18 protein-coding genes are annotated in these 19058 nt (G+C 69.3%); 12 read left to right on the top strand and 6 right to left on the bottom strand.

Annotated features, from left to right (window positions below; translation table 11 throughout):
* Window positions 1–6 precede the first annotated feature (6 nt).
* The 5 genes from KY5_RS23670 (at window position 7) to KY5_RS23650 (ending at window position 3819) form a co-directional block, all read left to right on the top strand.
* Window positions 7–606, top strand: a complete 600-nt coding sequence (locus KY5_RS23670) for a hypothetical protein (RefSeq protein ID WP_098244138.1) — start codon at window positions 7–9, stop codon at window positions 604–606.
* Window positions 603–1313 (top strand): hypothetical protein, encoded by a 711-nt coding sequence (locus tag KY5_RS23665; RefSeq protein ID WP_098244137.1) that lies wholly within the window; start codon window positions 603–605, stop codon window positions 1311–1313. The genes KY5_RS23670 and KY5_RS23665 overlap by 4 nt, the downstream gene beginning before the upstream one ends.
* 49 nt (window positions 1314–1362) lie before the next feature.
* Window positions 1363–1974: a hypothetical protein gene (locus tag KY5_RS23660; RefSeq protein ID WP_098244136.1), complete on the top strand. Its 612-nt coding sequence runs from the start codon at window positions 1363–1365 to the stop codon at window positions 1972–1974.
* 190 nt (window positions 1975–2164) lie between these two features.
* Window positions 2165–2809: a hypothetical protein gene (locus KY5_RS23655; protein ID WP_159072592.1), complete on the top strand. Its 645-nt coding sequence runs from the start codon at window positions 2165–2167 to the stop codon at window positions 2807–2809.
* Window positions 2806–3819 (top strand): hypothetical protein, encoded by a 1014-nt coding sequence (locus KY5_RS23650; protein ID WP_098244134.1) that lies wholly within the window; start codon window positions 2806–2808, stop codon window positions 3817–3819. Before KY5_RS23655 ends, KY5_RS23650 begins: the two co-directional genes overlap by 4 nt.
* 70 nt (window positions 3820–3889) lie before the next feature.
* Here the strand turns inward: KY5_RS23650 and KY5_RS23645 are convergent, their stop codons facing one another.
* From KY5_RS23645 to KY5_RS23630, 4 genes are read right to left on the bottom strand one after another with little or no spacing between them, the layout of a single operon-like run.
* Window positions 3890–4579 (bottom strand): hypothetical protein, encoded by a 690-nt coding sequence (locus KY5_RS23645; protein WP_234362830.1) that lies wholly within the window; start codon window positions 4577–4579, stop codon window positions 3890–3892.
* A 5-nt stretch (window positions 4580–4584) separates the two neighbouring features.
* Window positions 4585–5259: a hypothetical protein gene (locus KY5_RS23640; protein ID WP_098244133.1), complete on the bottom strand. Its 675-nt coding sequence runs from the start codon at window positions 5257–5259 to the stop codon at window positions 4585–4587.
* A 14-nt stretch (window positions 5260–5273) separates the two neighbouring features.
* Entirely contained in the window at window positions 5274–6491 is a 1218-nt protein-coding gene (locus KY5_RS23635; RefSeq protein WP_098244132.1) for a putative T7SS-secreted protein, read from the bottom strand.
* Window positions 6488–6799 (bottom strand): WXG100 family type VII secretion target, encoded by a 312-nt coding sequence (locus KY5_RS23630; protein WP_098247433.1) that lies wholly within the window; start codon window positions 6797–6799, stop codon window positions 6488–6490. The genes KY5_RS23635 and KY5_RS23630 overlap by 4 nt, the downstream gene beginning before the upstream one ends.
* A 172-nt stretch (window positions 6800–6971) precedes the next feature.
* Between KY5_RS23630 and KY5_RS23625 the strand changes: the two genes are divergently transcribed.
* The gene (locus KY5_RS23625; RefSeq protein WP_199843198.1) at window positions 6972–7622 is read left to right on the top strand and encodes a hypothetical protein; all 651 of its coding nucleotides are present in this window, start codon (window positions 6972–6974) and stop codon (window positions 7620–7622) included.
* A 140-nt stretch (window positions 7623–7762) separates the two neighbouring features.
* On the opposite strand, the gene KY5_RS23620 is transcribed toward KY5_RS23625, so the two are convergent.
* The gene (locus KY5_RS23620; protein WP_063806169.1) at window positions 7763–8062 is read right to left on the bottom strand and encodes a WXG100 family type VII secretion target; all 300 of its coding nucleotides are present in this window, start codon (window positions 8060–8062) and stop codon (window positions 7763–7765) included.
* A gap of 292 nt (window positions 8063–8354) precedes the next feature.
* Here KY5_RS23620 and KY5_RS23615 point away from each other — a divergent pair, with 292 nt between their 5' ends.
* The 6 genes from KY5_RS23615 to KY5_RS23590 all read left to right on the top strand — a co-directional run bounded on the left by KY5_RS23615 (window position 8355) and on the right by KY5_RS23590 (window position 17255).
* The gene (locus tag KY5_RS23615) at window positions 8355–8960 is read left to right on the top strand and encodes a hypothetical protein (protein ID WP_098244130.1); all 606 of its coding nucleotides are present in this window, start codon (window positions 8355–8357) and stop codon (window positions 8958–8960) included.
* A gap of 179 nt (window positions 8961–9139) precedes the next feature.
* Window positions 9140–9463 carry a hypothetical protein gene (locus KY5_RS23610; protein ID WP_098244129.1) on the top strand — a complete coding sequence of 108 codons (324 nt, stop codon included), beginning with the start codon at window positions 9140–9142 and terminating at the stop codon, window positions 9461–9463.
* Entirely contained in the window at window positions 9460–10818 is a 1359-nt protein-coding gene (locus KY5_RS23605; protein WP_098244128.1) for a hypothetical protein, read from the top strand. Before KY5_RS23610 ends, KY5_RS23605 begins: the two co-directional genes overlap by 4 nt.
* Complete coding sequence (locus KY5_RS23600) at window positions 10818–11474, top strand: hypothetical protein (protein ID WP_098244127.1); 657 nt, start codon at window positions 10818–10820, stop codon at window positions 11472–11474. The genes KY5_RS23605 and KY5_RS23600 overlap by 1 nt, the downstream gene beginning before the upstream one ends.
* Before the next feature lies 1 nt (window position 11475).
* The gene (locus KY5_RS23595; protein ID WP_098244126.1) at window positions 11476–12072 is read left to right on the top strand and encodes a hypothetical protein; all 597 of its coding nucleotides are present in this window, start codon (window positions 11476–11478) and stop codon (window positions 12070–12072) included.
* A 446-nt stretch (window positions 12073–12518) separates the two neighbouring features.
* Window positions 12519–17255 carry an FtsK/SpoIIIE domain-containing protein gene (locus KY5_RS23590; RefSeq protein WP_098244125.1) on the top strand — a complete coding sequence of 1579 codons (4737 nt, stop codon included), beginning with the start codon at window positions 12519–12521 and terminating at the stop codon, window positions 17253–17255.
* Window positions 17256–17328: 73 nt separating this feature from the next.
* Here the strand turns inward: KY5_RS23590 and KY5_RS23585 are convergent, their stop codons facing one another.
* Window positions 17329–19023, bottom strand: a complete 1695-nt coding sequence (locus KY5_RS23585; RefSeq protein ID WP_098244124.1) for a serine/threonine-protein kinase — start codon at window positions 19021–19023, stop codon at window positions 17329–17331.
* Window positions 19024–19058: the final 35 nt, after the last annotated feature.

Below are 19058 nucleotides of genomic sequence, written 5' to 3'. Positions count from 1 at the left end.
GGAGCCATGCCAGGCCCCACGTCGCGCCGTGACTTCCAGGCGCTCCAGAACGGTCAGTTCGTCGACGACGGCGGCCAGGTGCACGACTTGGTCCCCAGCTCCGTCATCGCCTCCGTCCCGGCCGCGAGGGAGGCCGCCGAGAGGTACGGACGTGAGGTGCGGTTCGACTTCCTCGACGACCGCGCCGTACTGCACATGCTCTACCGCCGCAGTGAGGACACCGGGAAGGCGGGCGTGCTCGGCTGTCTCTTCGCCCTGCCCGTGTTCATCTTCGGAGCGGGCGCCTGGCCGTTCTGGGACCTGGTCGCCGTCGACAAGCCGCGCTCGTTCCAGATCGCGTTCCTGGTCGGGGACGCCGTGATCGTCGTCGGTCTGCTCGTCGCGCTCTACCTGCTGCGACGGCGCAGCCTGCTCGACGAGACCAACCGCAACATGCGGTGCCGTGCGCGGCTCTACCGCAAGATCGTCGTCATCGCGCGCAACGGCGGGGCCGACGTCCCGTCGCTCTACCCGCACTACGGCATGTACATCACCTCGCGGAAGTTCTTCCCCGAAGCGCCCGAACACCCCGCACCGGCCCTCTCGGAAGGCAACGGCCTCACGTGACCGCCCCCACGGAACTGCCGGACCGCCTGGAATTCATCCCCACCGGGCCCGCGCCCGGCGTGAACACGGCCACGGTCCGCTCCGACACCATCCACGTCCGCTGGGTGATGCCGGAGATCTTCCACGACATCCCGCTGCACGAGGACGACGAGGACGAGGCGGTGCGGCTCCTGGAGGAGCTGGCCGAGAAGGCGCTGCCCGGGGCCGAGCCCGAGGACTGCCTCAAACTGGCGGTCGTCATCGCGCTCGGCATGGACGATCTCCTCGCCGACGGGGCCGAGTTCGCGGCCGTCTGCGTGGCGGCGATCGGCGAGGACCCGTGCAGCGCCACGGTCTTCGCCTCCCTCACCGACAGCCCCGAGACGCAGGACGGCGACACCATCGCGGCGATCGCCTCCGGCCTGCGCAGGCTGGGCGGCGCCGAGGTCGCCGAGATCCAGCTCCCGTGCGGTCCCGCCGTCTCCTGCATCGGCACCCGTGAGGACCGGATCAGCGGCCAACTGACGCAATCGGGAGCCGACTTGCCGGTCCCCACCTCGTACGTCCGCGTCTATCTCCCGCTGCCGAACATGACCACGGTCGTGATGGAGATGAGCACGCCCACACCGGTCGGCTGGGACACGTTCTCCACGATCTTCGGGAACGTGGTGAGCAGCATCCGCCTGTTCCACGCGGACGGCAGCCCGCTGATCATCGAGTCGGAGTGACCGGAGGGAAACGGGTGTGCGACCGCCGGAGAGTCATTACGGTGGCCCCATGCAGGAGGACCGGGAAGACGAGGCCAGGGACAAGGACCAGGACGAGGACCGCGAACCCGGGCCGTGGGAGTACCGCGCGCGGGAAGGGATCATCAGGAAGCTGATCCCCGGCGAGGTCATCGCCGCCGTGCCCGCGGCCCGGCGTGCCGCCGAAGCCGAGGGCCGCAGGGTGCGGTTCGACTTCCTCGACGACGAGGCGGTCCTGAAGATGCTGCGGTTGCGCGCGCTCGACGACGAACAGCTCACCCGTGCGGGGAAGCGCGCGGGCTATCCCGCGGCTTTCATCCTCTTCGGGGTCTTCGTCTACTGGGGCGCGTACGTCCAGTACTGGGAATCGGACCGGAACAAGACGCTCTTCTACGCGGGCGCGGGTGCGCTTGTCGCCGCGACGCTCCTGTTCTTCGTCGTCTCGCTGATCCGCCAGTGGGGAAATCGCCCGCGCCAAAAGGTGCGGGCCCGCGCCGCGGCGTACCGGAAGATCGTGCACATCGCCGCGGAGAACGGGGCCGACATTCCGGCCTTCTATCCGCATTACGGTCCTTATCCGTTCGCGGCGAATTTCCATCCGGAGGCGGACGAGCTCGAACTTCCGGGGCGGAGCAGATACTGAGGTCCGTCTGGCTTCCGTGTCCGACGCCTGACCCGTGAAATTGGCGCTGACCGTTACGTTCTTCACTGAACGATGCGGCGACGGTACGTCTAAATAAGGCGACTTGCGCCCTTTTCGCCGGTGGCGCGGCCGTCAATCCCGCAGATACCGTCGGTGCGATGCAGACACTTTCGCCCGACGGGGGCCGACCGTGAAACGCCGCACCATGCCCACCATCGCCGTGCTCGCCGCGACCACGGCCCTGGTCCTCACGGGCTGCAGCAGCAATTCCGACGCGAGCGACAAGATCGAGGGCGCGGGCGGGGACGCGAACGCGAGCCCGAAGAGCCCCGAGAAGTCGTCCACCGCACCGGCCGAGCTCCCCGACTTCGGCCTGCCCGCCGATGTGAAGGTCGAGATCGCGTCGGACACGACGGGGGACAAGGCGAAGGACCGGATCCTCAAGGAACAGGCCGAGTCGCTGATGGCCCGGCAGCGGATTTTCCTGGACCTCGACCCCAAGTCGCGCTATCTGACGCGCTATTACGCCGACGAGGCGCTCGCCTTCTACGTATCGGAGATCAAGAAGGCGAAGGCGGACAACCGCACCATCACCGGTCTCTACCGCTATTACGACCGGAAGGTCGAGACCCACACCGGCGACATCGCGGTCGTCAGCTACTGCGAGGACCGTTCCAAGGCGTACGCCAAGGACATCACGTCGGGCAAGACGCGCAAGACGGAGCCGAGCCCCTCGGACTTCATCAAGAACACGGCCACGCTCGCCAAGACCGGCAACGGCACCTGGGTCGTGCAGTCTTTCCGCGGCAAGACGTCGGCGAAGGAGTGCCAGTGAGCAGGTTGCGCAACCTCACCCGCACCGCGGCCGGTTCGGGCATAGCGGCTCTCCTCGTGCTCGGCTCCGTGACCCCGGCGATGGCGGGCGACGGCAGCGGCAGTTCCGGTGAACCGCCCGCCGGCAGCGGCGGCTCGTCAGGAGACGGCTCCATCGGGGCGCAGGTCCAGTTCAAGACCAACTTCAAGGGCGGCAAGGGCGCCAGCCCCATCGCCCGGAGCGAAGGCTCGTGGGACCCGCCCCTGTGCTGGACCCAGCCCAAGTTCACGGGGAAGCAGTACAAGGAGGACTCGAAGAAGACCGCGCCCATCGACCCGAGCTCCGGCAAGACCCTGCCGGGCTGGGACAAGGGCAAGGACTTCCACGAGAAGGACAAGGGCGCCTGGTGGTACCGGACGTACGACGTCGACCGGCTGAGGGCGGGGAACGCCACACCCGCTGAGATGGCCAAGTGCACGCCGATCAAGCCCGTTCAGTGGGTCGAGGAGGGAGACCCGCCCAAGGAGGCCATCTCGCCGCTCGTGCTCGCGGGCCTCGCCTACGCGCGGACCAAGCTCCCCGCGCCCCCGGTCACGCTCCGGCCCGCGGCCGACAACCAGATCGTGAACCTGGCCACGCACGTGAAGTTCGACGCGCCGATCGACCCGGTCTGGGTGACGGCCCACTTCGACCACCTCGGCGTCGACATCGCGGCGACCACCGTCGCGAAGCCCGTCGCCCTGCGCGTCGACGCGGGCACCGAGTTCGCCGACCCGCAGTCGTGCACGTACGACCTGACGAAGTCCAAGTCCGGCTACCAGCTGGACACGTCGAAGGACGCCTGCAACATCAAGTACCGGAAGTCGTCCGGCGACGGCGCCTACCCGCTCCAGGCGCGTGTCACCTGGAAGGTGACCTGGACCGACTCCGCGGACCCCGAAGGGCCCGCGCGGCAGCCGGCGCTCCCCGACGGCCTGTCCACGTTCGAGCAGGACGTCGCCGTCAAGGAGATCCAGTCCATCAACCGGTGAACCGGTGAACGGTCAACCGGTGAACCGGTGGGGCGACCGGGCCGGTGCGCGGGCACGCACCGGCCCGGAGTCACTCCACCCAGCCCAGCGAGCCCGCCATCGCCTCGCACAGCCGCTCCATCGGCCCCACCATCCCGGTGAGCGGCGCCGCGAAGGCGAGCATCAAGTAGCCGGTGCCGCCCGGCATGTGGACGTGGAAGTCCAGACTCGTGGGCCCCAGGACGCGCACGGCGGGGCCCGCGGGCAGGTCCACCACCGTGATCTCGCGCTGCGGACCGCCCTCCTCCGGCTGCCTGAGTTCGAGCAACTCCGCGTACGCCGCCGGATCCGCCGGAGTCCTGCCCAGCGGCACCAGTGAGACCAGGAGCGAGGCGGGCATGCCGCCGTCGTCCGAGGTCGTCAGGAGATAGAACTCCATGGCGCCGCGCGTGCGCCCCGTCTCCGCGGTGTTGCGCAGGGTCGACCAGACCTTGCGCGTGAGGTCCGCGGAGACGCCGCGTCCCGCCGCCTGCCGGTCCACGAAGGTCTTGAGCTGGCCGCGCCACCGGTCCTGGGTGAGATCGATGCGGAACCAGTCCCGGGGAACGAGCAGGCGGTAGTCCCTGGGGACCGCCGCCCGGGGCGGGGGCCCGGGCGGCGAGACCTCGGGCGGAGGCCCGGACGGCGAGGCCCCGGGCGGAGGCCCGGACGGCAAGGCCCCGGGCGGAGGCCCGGACGGCAAGGCCCCGGGCGGCGAGGAGGCGTCGGCCCCCGTCGGCATGTCCGTCACCCCGGCATCACCACCGTCGCGCCCTCGTCGTCGAAGAAGCGCACGCTCTTCACGATGCCCGCGAACATGGCGGAGAAGGTGTCCCATCCCTCGCTGGTCGGGGTGCCCATCTCCAGCACCACGGCCGTGCCGTTCTTCACCGGGATCTGCACCTGGATGAAGGACGTCGTGATGGGCTCCGCCTGTCCGGTCTGGGTCAGCGCGGCGTCCACCGTGGCCTGACGGCTGCCGACGCACGTCACCGCGGGGCCGCACGGCAGCATGACCTCGCTGACCTCGCCGATGTCCAGGTGCCGCATGGTCGTGGCGATGAAGCCCGCGGGGTTGCGCCCCGCGCGCTCGTCCAGGTCCGTCATGCTGACGTTGACCGTGGCGGTGCAGCGCACGCCCTCCACCTCGGTCGTGACGAACCCGGCGTACTGGACGCCCGCCTCGATGAAATCGTCGTAGTTCAGCGCGCACATGACAGCCCATTGCACGCGCACTTCCTCATCGGCGCCGGGCAGCGTGGTCTCGGCGAACGCGAGCAGCTGGCCCGCGAGGTCGTCCAGGTCCTCGGCCTCGAAGGGCAGCTCCAGGAAGCCCTCGGGCATGACCCAACGGACCTCTATGCCGTCGCCGCCCGCGAGGCTGCGGCTGTCCTCATCCACTTCGGTACGGTCAGTGGCCATCCGAACCTTCATTCTCAGGCAGCCAGCGCCGCGTTGAACGGCTTCGGCGAGGGACGGGGCGAGGGGGAGGGAGTAGGCCCGGGCGCCGGCTTCTTCGGCGGCGCCTGGTATCCGGTCTTCTCGCCGTTCTCACCGTGGAACATCCGGTTCAGGGCGCTGGCGAGGCCACCGCCCTTGATGGCGGCGGTGATCTTCTTGCCGTCGAGGAGCTCCTTGCGCGCCGTCCGGCCGAGGATCTTGTTGGCCGTCTTGACCGCGACGCCGTTCAGGAAGTTGTGCCCGACGCCGTCGAGCGCACGCAGCCCGTTGAAGCGCAGCGCCTTGAGCTTGGACAGCCCCTTGAGGCCCTTGACCAGCTTGAAGCCCTTCAGCGCACCGAGGCCGGGCAGCACACCGAGCAGGTCGGCACCCAGCTTCATGAAGTCGAGCTTCCCGCCGCGCGCGATCATGTCGTACGCGTGACCGGCGAGCGCGGCGGCACTGGTGAGCACGGCCAGCGTCGCGAAGATCGGCACGAGGAACTGCAGCGGCGGTACGAAAGCGCAGATCACCGCGAGTACGGACAGTACGGCGGATATGTTCGACAGCGCGTCCGCCCAGTCCGCGAGGAAGTTCATGAAGCCGCCGGGATCGCGCACATCGTCGTGGTGCACGACGTTCTTGATGTGTTTGGCGGCCTTGTCCCCCGCGTCGTCGTAGATGTCCCTGGCTTCCTTCACCAGTTTCCGCGACGCGCCGATCGCGAGCAGGGCCTCGGACTTCTTCTTGACCCAGCGGTCGTACTCGTCCTTGTCCTTCGCGGGAATGTTGTTCATGGGGTACTTGTCGGTGAACTTCTTCACCTCGCGCTCGGCGACGTCGTGGTCGCCCTTGGCCAGGTGATAGTCGCTCAGCGCCTTGTCGGCCTTCCGCTGCGCCCTGCGCATCTCCCCGGCAAACTCGTCCGAGCTCCCCTCGCGCACCTGCTCGCCGACGGCCTTGGCCGCCTCGTCGTAGCGCTCGAACGACTTCTTGAGCTTGTCCGCGGTGCCGCCCGCCATTTCGTGGAAGCCTTTGCCGGCCTCGCTGTCCCAGCCCTCCACCGAAGCGAGCGCCTTGATGACCCGGGACTGCTCATCGATCATGTCGGCCATCTTGCGCAACTTGCGCCCGAGTTCGGCCACTTCCTCCGGGTCGCCCGGCGTGGGATCGTCGTGCCACAGCGGTGGCCAGTCGCTGTCCGTCCTGCTCATTTCTTCCCCTTGCTCTGCGCCTTGGCTTCCCTGATCGCCTTGGCCAGCTCTTCGTCGATCTTGTCGTACGTCTTCGCGGCGGTCGAAGTGAACTCGGCCAGCTTCTCGAGCTCCTTCATGAGCTTCTTCCTGGTTTTCTTCCAGGTGTCCCCAAATTCCGAAAAGGCATCTTTGAGGCCGCCGTGCCCCACTGCGTTCCCGTACTCATCGGCAGGATTCCCGTTGCGTTCGAACTCGTCGTGGATCTTTCCCAGATCCCGCGAGCATTTCTTGATGGCGGCCAGATCCGCCTTGATGTGGTCCCCCACGGGGACCACCCCCCTTCTTGCTGATTCCGGCTAGGCACGTGCCGACGCCGGTCCCACCAACCGATTTCTTCTTCCCGGGTGTCGCCCGGCACCCGATACGCTCTCGATCGCAGCAAGTTTGTTCCGTGCCGACGAGGAGAGTCTTGACGTGACTTCCAGGGGCGACCAGCGCATGATTTCCGATCGTCTCGGCGTCCGGGCCGAGGCGGCGGGATGGTGCGAGATCGACAAGATCCCGGACCCTCCGGCCGAGGTGCTTCAGGCAGCCGGTAACCCACGGCTGCGCCCGGCGCGGATGCCCCCGCTGGGCATGCTCGGGACGGCGGTCGGTGCGCTGTTCATCCCGTTCGTCATGCTGTTGTCCCTACTGGACAGTGCCCGAGAGGCACTTGAGCGGTTGTTCGAGAGTAAGAAGGACGAGAAGCGGCGAGCGCGCGAGGACGAGAAGCGGCGCAAGGCCATCGTCGCCGAGCAGGGACTCGACCGCGTCTTCGACGGCAACTGGAGTGGCGCGGCGGGGCAGTTCCTGCTCCGCTGGTACGGCCACTCCTCTCACCATCAGCGTTTCGTCGTCGCGACCGAGGACGAGATCGTCCTGGCGGCGCCGCCCAAGCGCGTGTCGGTGGGACGCGACAAGCGCATGGAGGTCGTCGCCCGCCTGACCACCGGCCAGGCGATGCTCTTCGACCCGTTCCTCGGCGAGTTCAGGACCCAGTTGCTGCTGCTGAAGTTCCACGATGGGTCGTGGTTGCGGCTCACGACCGAGGAGTTCCGCAGTGAGCTCCACATGTACGTGCTCCGGCAGACGTCGCCCGGCAACTGACGTGGCAACCACGTCAGTTGACTCCTCCGCGAAGTGCACGGCGCCGCCGCACCGCCCCGGGCCCATGCGCCCACCGACGGCGAGTGGGGCGGCGGAGGCTGCCCCCGTCGCCCCACTCCTCGTCGGCGTGACGCCCGCCGTTACTTCTTGGCGGCCTTGCCGAGCTCGTCGTCGATCTGCTCGAACTTGTCCGCGGCGTTGGTGAGGTAGTCACCCATGCCGTCGAGACCGTCGATGGTGTCCTTCGCGCCCTTGACGAACTCGTCGAAGCTCTCGTCGAACGCCTTCGAGGCGCTCTTGGTCACGAAGCCGGACTCGACGAGGTTCGCGATGTACTTCCGCAGCCCGTCGAGCTTCTCCTTGAGCTTGTCCTTCTCCTTGACGACATGCTTCGCCGCATCCCGCATGTCCTGATATGTGACGTCAAGGTCCTTGGACATTGACCCTCCTCTTCAACTCGCCGCAGGGCCAACCCCCGTGGCTCCCGTCAGAGCGGATGATGTGATCGTCCGCTCCTGCGGCAGCAGCTTACGGGTGAGGCGGAGGTGAACACACCCCGGTTCGTAGCAGCTCTGCTATAACCGCGCTCACTCCCGCACACACGGACGCCCACACGAGCCGATAGCAACCGCAACCACGCAATTCGACACCGGGTCCCAGGCGGGCGAAGGCGACAGTAGCAACGAGTCATTGCACTCTTCGCGTCACGACTACGTTCCGCTGGAGGACCGAATGACCGTCACCTTCTCCCTCGACACGGACAGCGACGCCACCGTCTGGCCCGCCATGCCCGTCCGCGGGGAGGGACGGGGTGCCGCTCGCGACCGCAAGAAGTGGGCCCGCCGCACCTCGGAGCTGCTGTGGGCCCTGGTCGACGACGAACCCGTCGACAAGAAGCAGGTCAAGATGCTGGCCTACGAACTGGACTCCGTGGCGGAACAGCTCCCCCGGACCGTCCCCGTCCACCAGGTCTTCCTCTACGTCCCCGACCCGCGCCGGGAGTTCCTGACCTTCCTCGTACACGCGGGCCCGAGCGAGGGCGACGTCGACGCGACCCTGGACGAACTCGTCCAGAAGAACGAGCCGGGCGCCGCCCAGGACCCCGAGGTCATCGACTTCGACACCGACCGCCTGGGCCGAGGCAAACGCTCGATCCGCTACTTCGTCTCCACCAAGGCCGAGGCCATGTGCGTCTCGGTGAACTACGCCTGGCGCATCGAGTCACTGGGCATCGACGTGATCGTCCGCACCCTCGGCGAGGACATCGGCTGGATCACGGCGAACATCGACGAGTTCGACGAGTTCGCACGGAGCTTGTTCGTGAACCCGGACATCTGACGGCCCGCGCGAGGCGCCACGAGATCAATCGTGCGGGACTGCCGTTCTCGGCCCCGACCATCTAGCCCGGCGGGCGGGCAGTTGGTCGGAAGCGGAGTCAGAGAACGGTGTCTCACCTCCCCTGACCGTCGTTGTTCTCCGCGAGGGCTGGGACCGCGGCGTTGGAGGGGAGGCGCTCCGTGGGTGAGCGCACGAGGATCGATGATCTGGACGCGATCCGGGAGATGGGTGTCGGTCTGGGCAGGATCAAGGATGCCTTCGACGGGCTGGGGAAGCTGAAGGGGCAGTACGACGACGACTTCGGCGAGCACGATCTGGCGTGGCAGTTCGGGGACTTCGTACAGAACTGGGAGAGCCGCCGCGAGGAACTCGGCGACGAGATCGAGCAGTTGGCCGCGATCGCGAAGGCCGCGGCGAAGACGTACGAGAGCGTCGACGGGGAACTGGCCAGAGCGCTGCGTGAGTCCGACAGGAGGCACAAGCCCGGGAAGAGGAAGTCGTGACGGCCGGTACGCGGCCCCGGGACTGGCAGCCGCTCGCCGACCACGACCCCGTTCCCGGAGACCCCGACCGCCTGGAACAGCTGGGACGAAAGCTCCGCAGGACGGCCGACGAGCTCGACCGACAGGTACGACATCTCAAGGCCGCGGCCGAGCTGGATTCCTGGGACAGCGACGCAGGCAAGGAATTCCGCGAGAAGGCCAAGAAGTGCCGAGGTCGTCTGGAGGCCGCGCACAAGCGCTATGAAACGGTGGCCGACGCGATCGGCGACCGTGTCGTGGACCACGGGCCCGACTACGAGTCGAACGCGGCGGCCCGTCCAGGCGGCTATGCCACCGAACTCCACCGGGCCCAGCGGATCGCGGAGATCGCTCGGCAGGATGCTCAACAGGCGGAGGCCGATCGGAGTGCTGCCCGGAAAGGGCTGGACGCTCTGTCGGGGAAATCCGAGGAGGGTGACGGCAAGCGGCATGAGGCGAAGTTGGAGGACCAAGCTCAGGCCGCCGCGAAGTCGCTCGGCATGGCCAGGGACAAATTGCGGAAAGCGCAAGGCATCCGCGACGCCGCCGCGCGAAAGGCGCGCGATGCCATCGACGACGTCATCTCCGACGACGCTCTCAAGGACAGTTTCCGGGACGGCTTCGCGGACTTCGTGGAGTGGGCGGCAGGCTGGACCGAGGCCATCTCCAAGTGGGCCGGAATCGCGGCTCTGGCCGTCGGCTGGATCCCCGTCATCGGTCAGGGCCTCGCGGGGCTCCTCGGCGGCATCTCCATGGTGGCCACGCTGATCAACATCGCGTGCACCGCGGTCCAGGTCGCCATGGGCGACGAGTCCTGGACGGCGCTCGCCACGGCGGCGGTGGGGTTGCTGATGATGGGGGCGGGCAAGGCGATGTCCAAGGTGAGTGGGCGGTACGCCAAAGGGCTGCTCGAGCGGATGCGGCGTGCCAAGGGGGGTAAGCAGACGGCCCGGCAGGGAAAACGCAATCGCCAAAAGTTCAATCGCGAGGCGGCAGTCGTCCAAGGGCTCGAGGAGGGCGACATCGCAAGGTCGATCCGGGAGCCGGTCACCGAAATCTTCACGGCTTCCACTTGGAAGGATGCCTTCAAGGGAGGCTACCGTGAATCGGCTCAGGTATTGAGGGAGCGCGGGAACGGCAGCCTGATCAGAGGAGCGGGAAAGTCGCTTTCCCTGTCGGACGCCTCCGTGGCGTCGGACCTCAAGGAACTGAAGTACCTCGGCCAGGGCCTCGGGGACGGGTATGCGGTCAACGAACTGTCGCGCCGGGCGTCGGCGCTGAACATGGCCGGTAGTGGAATCACCGCCGGTGGTCTTTTCCTCGACGAGGTGAGCTGATGGAGCGAGAGCAGATGGAAGGGGTGGGGAGCTCGCCCACCCCTGAGGATGATTACCTCGTCGACTTCGATTTCGACGATGGTTGGCTCGGGCTGACGCTCCACGAGGGCACCCGGGCAGAGGCCAGAAAGATGGCTGCCGATCTTGTGGGGCAGTTCAATCCGTTGCGTCTCGGCAGCGGCGGAGCCTCGTTGCAGCAGGAACTGGAGCGCCGCGCCTTGGCAGGTTTCGAGTCCGGCTCGGTCCTGACGACGGCCGCCTACACGGAGGGGGGCGTGTTGCTCGCAGACTTCTCGGTCTTCGTGCACGGGGAGGATGATGTTCAGCGGCCGTCCCCCGAGGAATATCTGCCCGAGTTGTTGAAGTGGCCATACGCCGAGGTGAAGGGCGAACCGCGGATCTCCGACGTCCAACTTCCGATCGGCCGGGCCGTGCGCGTGCAGACGGTGCTGGCGGCGAAACGGCGCTTCGGTTGGGGTAAGAAGCTCAGTGAGTCCCTCCTGTACGGAGTCTGGCCGGACGGACAGGAGGAGATCGTGGTAGTCGAAGCGAGATGGCTCAACTTCGAACGTGCGGACGAGCTGACCGATCTCGTGGACCGCCTCATGCCCAGCATGCGTCTCCTCCCCGTACCCGACTCCTGCGGCGAGGGCTGAGATGCCCCTCCCCGCCGTATGGGACACCCCACCCACCGGCTACGCGATCCTCGTGCCCGACGGCTGGTTCCAGCTACACCTCGACCCCGATGAACGCGACCGCAGCATCGTCGCCCTCGCCGACCGGCAGTTCGCGGGGATCGACACTGCGCCCGTACTCAAGGAACGGCTGATTCGGGACCTGCGGAAGCAGGCGAAGGTGGCTCACCGGGAGGGTGGTGTTGAGCTGTACATCTCGCTGCTGACCGTCGAGGGCCTGCCGTTGGCCTCGTCACTGCTCGTGAGTCTGCTTCCAGACGGTTGGCCGGGCTGCCGCACGGCACACGACCTGGCTCACCGCCTTGCGGGCACGGGGCGCCCAGCAGAGGTACGAAAGCTGGACACTGCGGGCGATGCCGTACGGACGAGGAAGGATGACGTCTCCGATCCTGAAAGCCCGTTGGGAAGTACTCTCGCGACGACGACCGTGAGCTACCACGTACCGGTCCCCGCAGGCAGGCAATGGCTGACTCTTACCTTCTCCACCCCGATGGAGCGTCTGGTGCCGAAGATGGTGGAACTCTTCGACATCGTGGCCGGGACATTGCACTGGGAGTAGGCACCCCGCGTCAGGCCCCCAGTTCGTCGGCCCGCGGGCGTGGAGCCGGGGCCGAGAGCGGCGGCAAGGAGAGCGAGAGCCCGCGTGCGCAGAACAGCGAGACCCCGGGGAACGACCCGCCCAAGATGTCACTTCCACCGGACGTCAGCCTCGTCCTCGACAAGACGAACGTGACCGACCCCGATCAGGCGACAGCCATGGGGGCGTCACCAGGCAGGACGTGGACTACCCGGCGCACCCTTCCGTCGTCTCCTTCTGCACACTCCCCAACGGCGAATACGGCAACGACCAAGCCGTGAAGGTCGAGGAGATCCAGTCGATCAACCGGTGAGGCCCCCGGGGATCTGGCGTGAGGATCCGGCGTGGGGCTGCGCCCGGCCCGTTGCCCCCGGAAACGCCGGAGCGGATATCGTCTCAGCCACTGTTCAGTTACGGGGAGGACGATCGTGCGCCTGACTCTGACCGTCGTCGATCCATTCGGCGGCGGCACCGCCGACGTGGTCCTCGACGCGGATCCCGAGTCCACCGTGCAGGACATAGCGGTGGAGCTGGCCCGGCAGGTCGGTCACAGTGGGGCCCAGGTCATTCCGATCGGGCAGCACCAGGCGCCCGCCGCGGGCGCGCCGATGATCTATGTGGACGGGTACGCCGTCGATCCCTCGGCCACCGTCGTGACCTCGCCGCTGCGCGAGGGTGCCGTCGTGAGTCTGAACGATCCGGCCGGGTGTCTGCCCGGGGAGCCCTCCGGGCTGGTCGAGCTGCGGGTGGCGAGCGGGGCGGCCGCGGGGGCCGTGCACCGGCTCGGCATCGGGCGGTACGACATCGGGAGCGGGCCCGCCTCGTACATCCGTATCGATGACCCCGAGATGCCCGCCCGCGCCCTCACGTTGTCCGTTGCCACCGACGGCACCTGTCAGGCCACCCTGCACGGGAGCGGCAAGGACAAGGAGGGGGTGACCCTCGACGGGACGCCCTTCGGTGAGGAGAAGGAGGAGGCCGAGCCGCCCACGGAGGTCCCGCCCGAGGGAGAGTCCAAGAAGGACAGGAAGGCCCGGGAGAAGAGGGAGAAGCAGGAGCGCAAGGAGTGGAAGGAGCGGAAGGAGGCGCGGGCCAAGGCGCGGGCCGCCGGGCCGCGCTCCACCGTCACCTGGCCGCTGGGCGCTCAGATCGCCCTCGGGAACACCCTGCTCGAACTCGTCAGGTACACCCCGCCGAACGCCGCGCTCAAGTGGTCCGAGGACGGCGCCGGGCTCGACTACAACCGGCCGCCCCGGCTGCGCCCGCCCGAGCGGCAGACGACCTTCCGACTGCCCACCCCACCACGGGAGTTCGAGGCGCGGCCGCTGCCCTGGCTGATGGCGCTCTTCCCGCTCGTCGGTGCCGTCGTCGCCGCGATGATCTTCAATCGCTGGTACTACCTGATCATGGCGGGCCTGAGTCCCATCATGCTCTTCGGCAACTACTTCATGGACAAGAAGCACGGGCGCAAGTCCCATGCGAAGCAGGTCAAGGAGTACAAGGAGACCAAGGCGCGGATCGAGAAGGACGCGCAGGACGCGCTCGTCGCCGAGCGGCTCGACCGGCGTAACGCCGTGCCCGATCCCGCGACCGTGCTGGCGCTGAGCACCGGGCCCCGCACCCGGCTGTGGGAGCGGCGCCGCACCGACGCCGACCACCTGCTGCTGCGCTTCGGCACCGGGCAGTTGCCCTCCGAGGTCGTCCTCGACGACCCGGAGAAGGACGAGCACCGCCGCCAGGTGACGTGGAAGATCGAGGACGCGCCCGTCGCCCTGCCCCTGAAGGGCCTCGGTGTCATCGGCATCGCGGGGCCCGGCGACTCGGCGACCGCGCTCGGCCGCTGGGCCGTCGCGCAGACCGCGACGCTGCACAGCCCGATGGACGTCCAGTTCTACGTCCTGACCGAGAACACCTCCCAGGAGTCCTGGGACTGGGTGCGCTGGCTGCCGCACGCCAGGCCGTCCGGCGGCCAGGACATCAACGTCCTGATCGGCACGGACGCCGAGACCGTCGGCGCCCGCATCGGCGAGCTGACCCAGGTCCTGGACGCGCGCCTGAAGATCCTGGAGGAGAACAAGAGCCAGGGCGCCAACTTCAGCGAACCGGACATCGTCGTCGTCTGGGACGGCTCGCGACGGCTGCGTTCGCTGCCCGGCGTCGTACGGCTGCTGCGCGAGGGCCCCGCCGTCCGCATGTACGCGCTCTGCCTCGACACCGAAGAACGGTTCCTGCCCGGCGAGTGCCAGGCGTTCGTGGTCGCCGAGCCCAAGCCCCGCGAGTACGGGAACGCCTCCGCGGCGGCCGCCCCCCAGCTGCCCGCGCAGCCCCAGCAGGCCCCCGGCGGCTTCCCCTCCTTCCAGGCCTGGCACACCACCGCGCCCGACACCCGGCAGACCAGCGCCCCGACCGAACTGCGGCTGCGCGTCGAGATGACGGGCGCCGAGCGGCTGAAGGACGTCCGCCCCGACTTCGTGACCCCTGCCTGGTGCCTGCGCCTGGCCCGCGCCGTCTCCCCGCTGCGCGACATCAGCGGGGAGACCGAGGATTCCGCTCTTCCGGGGTCCAGCAGGCTCCTCGACGTACTGCAGTTGGAGCCGCCGACTCCCGGTGCCATCACCGCGCGCTGGCAGGCCGGTGGGCAGTCGACCATGGCCGTCATCGGTGAGTCCTACGACGGCCCCTTCGGCCTCGACATGCGCAAGGACGGGCCGCACGGCCTGATCGCCGGTACCACCGGTTCCGGTAAGTCGGAGCTCCTCCAGACGATCGTGGCCGCGCTCGCCGTCGCCAATACGCCTGAGAACATGACGTTCGTCCTCGTCGACTACAAGGGCGGCTCCGCGTTCAAGGACTGTGTGAAGCTGCCGCACACCGTCGGCATGGTCACCGACCTCGACGCGCACCTCGTGGAGCGGGCCCTGGAGTCCCTGGGCGCCGAGTTGAAGCGGCGCGAGCACATCCTCGCCGACGCCGACGCCAAGGACATCGAGGACTATCAGGACCTGGTGCGGCGCGATCCCTCCCACGCGCCCGTGCCCCGACTCCTCATCGTCATCGACGAGTTCGCCTCCATGGTGCGCGACCTGCCCGACTTCGTGACGGGACTCGTGAACATCGCCCAGCGTGGCCGTTCGCTCGGCATCCACCTGCTCCTCGCGACCCAGCGGCCCTCCGGTGTCGTCTCCCCCGAGATCCGCGCCAACACCAACCTCCGCATCGCGCTGCGCGTCACCGACGGCGGCGAGTCCACCGACGTCATCGACGCCCCCGACGCGGGACACATCTCCAAGAACACCCCCGGTCGCGCGTACGTCAGGCTCGGCCACGCCTCCCTCGTGCCCTTCCAGTCGGGACGCGTCGGTGGCCGCCGCCCCGGCGCCGCCGACCCGACGGTGCTCGCGCCCTGGGTCGACGCCCTGGACTGGACCTCGCTCGGCCGTGCCGCGGCGACCAAGCCGAAGGCGGAGGCCCGCGAGGAGGAGGAGATCACCGACCTGAAGGTCCTGGTCGACACGATCATCGAGGCCAACCGGACCCTCGGCATCCCCGCCCAGCACAGCCCGTGGCTGCCCGCGCTCGGCGAGATGCTGCTGCTCGACGAGATCCCGGTGCCCGCGCCCCGCACGGCCCCCGGCGCGCTCGCGCCCGCCGCGTTCGGCGTCGAGGACCTGCCCGCCGACCAGGCACGCCGCCCGGTCGTCGTGGACTTCGCGCACTTCGGCCACCTGATGATCGGCGGCGCCCCGCGCTCGGGCCGCTCCCAGGTGCTCCGTACGATCGCGGGCTCCCTGGCCCGCACCCACTCGTGCGCCGACGTCCACCTGTACGGCATCGACTGCGGCAACGGCGCGCTCAACGCCCTGACCCGGCTTCCGCACTGCGGCGCCGTCGTCAGCCGCAACCAGACCGAGCGCGTGGTGCGCCTCATCAACCGCCTCAAGGGCGAACTCACGCGGCGCCAGGACCTTCTCGCGGACAAGGGGTACGCGGACATCGGCGAGCAGCGGGCCGACGTCGCCGAGGACGAGCGCCTGCCGCACATCGTCATCCTGCTCGACCGCTGGGAGGGCTGGCTGCCCACGCTCGGCGAGATCGACCACGGCTCGCTGACCGACGAGGTCTCCACGATGATGCGCGAGGGCGCGAGCGTCGGCATCCACCTGGTGATGACGGGTGACCGTCAGCTCCTGGTGGGCCGCATCTCCTCGCTCACCGAGGACAAGTACGGCCTGCGCCTCGCGGACCGCTCCGACTTCTCGATGCTCGGCATCCCCGCCCGCAAGGTCCCCGAGGAGATCGCGCCAGGACGCGCCTTCAAGAACGAGAGCGGCACCGAGACGCAGTTCGCGCTCCTCTCCGAGGATGTCACGGGACAGGGCCAGGCCGCCGCGCTCAGCGCGATCGGCGAGGCGGCGACCGCCCGTGACGCCGAAGTGCCGCGCGGCAGGCGGCCGTTCCGCGTCGACACGCTGCCGAGCCGGATCACCTTCGACGAGGCGTGGGAGCTGCGCGACCCGGAGGCCTCGCGCTCCAAGCTGTGGGCCCTGGTCGGCATCGGCGGCGACGAGGTCATGGGCCACGGCCCCGACCTCGCCGAGGGCGTGCCCGCGTTCGTCATCGCGGGCCCGGCCAAGTCGGGCCGCTCCACGGTCCTGTTGAACATGGCCCGCTCCTTCCACGCCCAGGGCGTACGCATGGTGATCGCGGCACCGCGCCAGTCGCCGCTGCGCCAACTGGAGGGCACCGAAGGCGTGTTGAAGGTGTTCACCGAGGACGACATCGACGAGGACGAGTTCGAGGAGCTCATCGACGAGGCCGACGCGTCGCCGGAGAACCCGGTCGTCGTCCTGATCGACGACGCCGAGATCCTGGAGGACGCCGACGCCGCGAGCCAGTTCAAGCGGATCATCCAGCGCGGCGCCGACCTGGGCCTCGCCCTGGTGCTCGCCGGTGACGAGGAGGACGTCTGCAGCGGCTTCTCGGGCTGGCAGGTGGACGCGAAGAAGGGCCGCCGGGGCATCCTCCTTTCCCCCCAGGACAGTTCGAGCGGCGACCTCATCGGCCTACGCATCTCGCGCAGCATGGTCGGCGGACCGGTCGCACCCGGCAAGGGCATGCTGCACCTGGGAACGGGCGAACTGGCCACGCTGACGACCCCGTTGTAGGGGCGGCGGCTCGTGGGGGATCGGCGAAGAAGGCCCGGCGGCGCGCGGCCTGACCCGTCGCCCGCCCCGTCGCTCACCCCACCGGGGAGAGCCGCGCCTTCGGGTCGCCCGCCGCCGGGTCGTCGGAGGTGTATACGAGGGCCTTGCCGTCGGGGCGCAGATAGACGGTGTGTTCCGTCTGCGCGCACTGGCCGCCGTTCCCCTCGGCGCCCTTGCCCTTGGCCACGAGCTGCCGCGCCGTGGCCGACTTCAGGGTGAGTACGTCGGTGCAGGTGTTGCCGATCGGATCGCGCTGGACGACCGTGCCGATCCGGGCACCCGGTTTCGCCTGCTTCACGGTGACCGTGAACGTGCCGAGCGGGACCGAGCCGCCGTTGGCGTCGGCCTTGCCGCGCCAGGTGCCGAGGTAGGCGTCGGGGACCCGGCCGGTGGCGCTCGGCGCGCCGGTCGCCGCCGGGGGCTGGGCCGACCCCGCGTCCTTCGACGAGTCGTCGTCCTTCGGCAGCAGCCCGAAGACGAACACCGACCCGACGGTGACGGCGGCCAGCGCCCCCGCGACGGCGAGCGCGACGGTACAACTCACCTTGCGACCGCGCCCGTTCGCCCCCTCGGGCACGGAGGTCGCGGCCACGGAGACGGAGAGCTTGCCGGGCGGGCGGGCGTCGGTGGGGTGCGCGTCCCTCCGCTGGGACGGCTCGGCGGACGAAGGAGCGTACGGAGGGGCGTACGGAGGGACGTCCGAGGGAGCCCGCGCCGGGTCGTACGAGGGCTCGTACGACGGGTCCGCCGGGCCGAACACCCCGTCCACCGACGGCGAGTTGAACGCCACGGGCCCCGAGGGCGCGTCCACCGGGGCCGCCCCGCCCCCCGCCCCCGTATCCATGTCCAGGATCCGCACCGCACTCCGGCTCACCCGCTCCACCACGGGCCCCGGCAGCCAGCCCGCGGCCACCAGCGGGGCCGCGCCCTCGGGGGCGAGCCGCGCCGCGACCTCCGACGGAGCGGGCCTGACGTCCGGTTCCTTGGCGAGGCAGGCGGCGGCGATCTCCCGCACGTCGCCGGTCAGGGCGCCCAGTTCGGGCTGCTCGTGCACGACCTTGTAGAGCAGCGCGGCCGACGAGTCGCCGGGGAAAGGTGACTCCCCCGTCGCCGCGTAGACAAGGACCGCGCCCAGCGAGAAGACGTCCGCCGCCCCGGTGACGCCCTTGCCGAGGATCTGCTCGGGCGACATGTAGCCGGGCGAGCCGATGGAGACGCCCGTGGAGGTCAGCGAGGCCGTGCCGTCCGTGGCCCGCGCGATGCCGAAGTCGATCAGGCGCGGCCCGTCGAGGGTGAGCAGCACGTTCGACGGCTTCACGTCGCGGTGGACCAGGCCGAGCCCGTGGACGTGCGTCAGCGCCTCGGCGAGGCCCGCGCCCAGGACGCGTACGGAGTGGTCGGGCAGCGGCGCCCCGTCCCGCACCGCCTCGGTGAGCGAGGGGCCCGCCGCGTACCCGGTGGCGACCCAGGGCACGGACGCGTCCGGGTCGGCGTCGAGGACGGGGGCCGTCCAGTCGCCGCCCACCCGCCGCGCCGCGTCCACCTCGCGGCGGAAGCGGGCGCGGAACTCCTCGTCGAGCGCGAAGTGGGGATGGACGACCTTGACCGCGACGGTGCGGCCGCCCGCGCTGCGCCCCAGATAGACCCGGCCCATCCCGCCCGAACCGAGTCGGCCGAGCAGCCGGTAGGGCCCGATCACGGTGGGTTCGTCGGCTTCGAGCGGTCGCATGACGTTGGCCTCCCCCAGGCACGCCGCCGGACACC

This window comes from Streptomyces formicae, from assembly GCF_002556545.1.
In the GTDB taxonomy this organism is placed as follows: domain Bacteria; phylum Actinomycetota; class Actinomycetes; order Streptomycetales; family Streptomycetaceae; genus Streptomyces; species Streptomyces formicae_A.
The sequence above is the reverse complement of the archived record's forward strand: the minus strand, read 5'-3'. Positions and strand labels throughout refer to the sequence as shown.

Coding starts and splice junctions, on each gene's coding strand:
- KY5_RS23600 (WP_098244127.1), top strand. CDS start 10,818: ATGGAGCGAGAGCAGATGGAAGGGGTGGGGAGCTCGCCCACCCCTGAG.
- KY5_RS23645 (WP_234362830.1), bottom strand. CDS start 4,579: ATGCCGACGGGGGCCGACGCCTCCTCGCCGCCCGGGGCCTTGCCGTCC.
- KY5_RS23620 (WP_063806169.1), bottom strand. CDS start 8,062: ATGTCCAAGGACCTTGACGTCACATATCAGGACATGCGGGATGCGGCG.
- KY5_RS23625 (WP_199843198.1), top strand. CDS start 6,972: ATGATTTCCGATCGTCTCGGCGTCCGGGCCGAGGCGGCGGGATGGTGC.
- KY5_RS23585 (WP_098244124.1), bottom strand. CDS start 19,023: ATGCGACCGCTCGAAGCCGACGAACCCACCGTGATCGGGCCCTACCGG.
- KY5_RS23595 (WP_098244126.1), top strand. CDS start 11,476: ATGCCCCTCCCCGCCGTATGGGACACCCCACCCACCGGCTACGCGATC.
- KY5_RS23640 (WP_098244133.1), bottom strand. CDS start 5,259: ATGGCCACTGACCGTACCGAAGTGGATGAGGACAGCCGCAGCCTCGCG.
- KY5_RS23635 (WP_098244132.1), bottom strand. CDS start 6,491: ATGAGCAGGACGGACAGCGACTGGCCACCGCTGTGGCACGACGATCCC.
- KY5_RS23670 (WP_098244138.1), top strand. CDS start 7: ATGCCAGGCCCCACGTCGCGCCGTGACTTCCAGGCGCTCCAGAACGGT.
- KY5_RS23615 (WP_098244130.1), top strand. CDS start 8,355: ATGACCGTCACCTTCTCCCTCGACACGGACAGCGACGCCACCGTCTGG.
- KY5_RS23660 (WP_098244136.1), top strand. CDS start 1,363: ATGCAGGAGGACCGGGAAGACGAGGCCAGGGACAAGGACCAGGACGAG.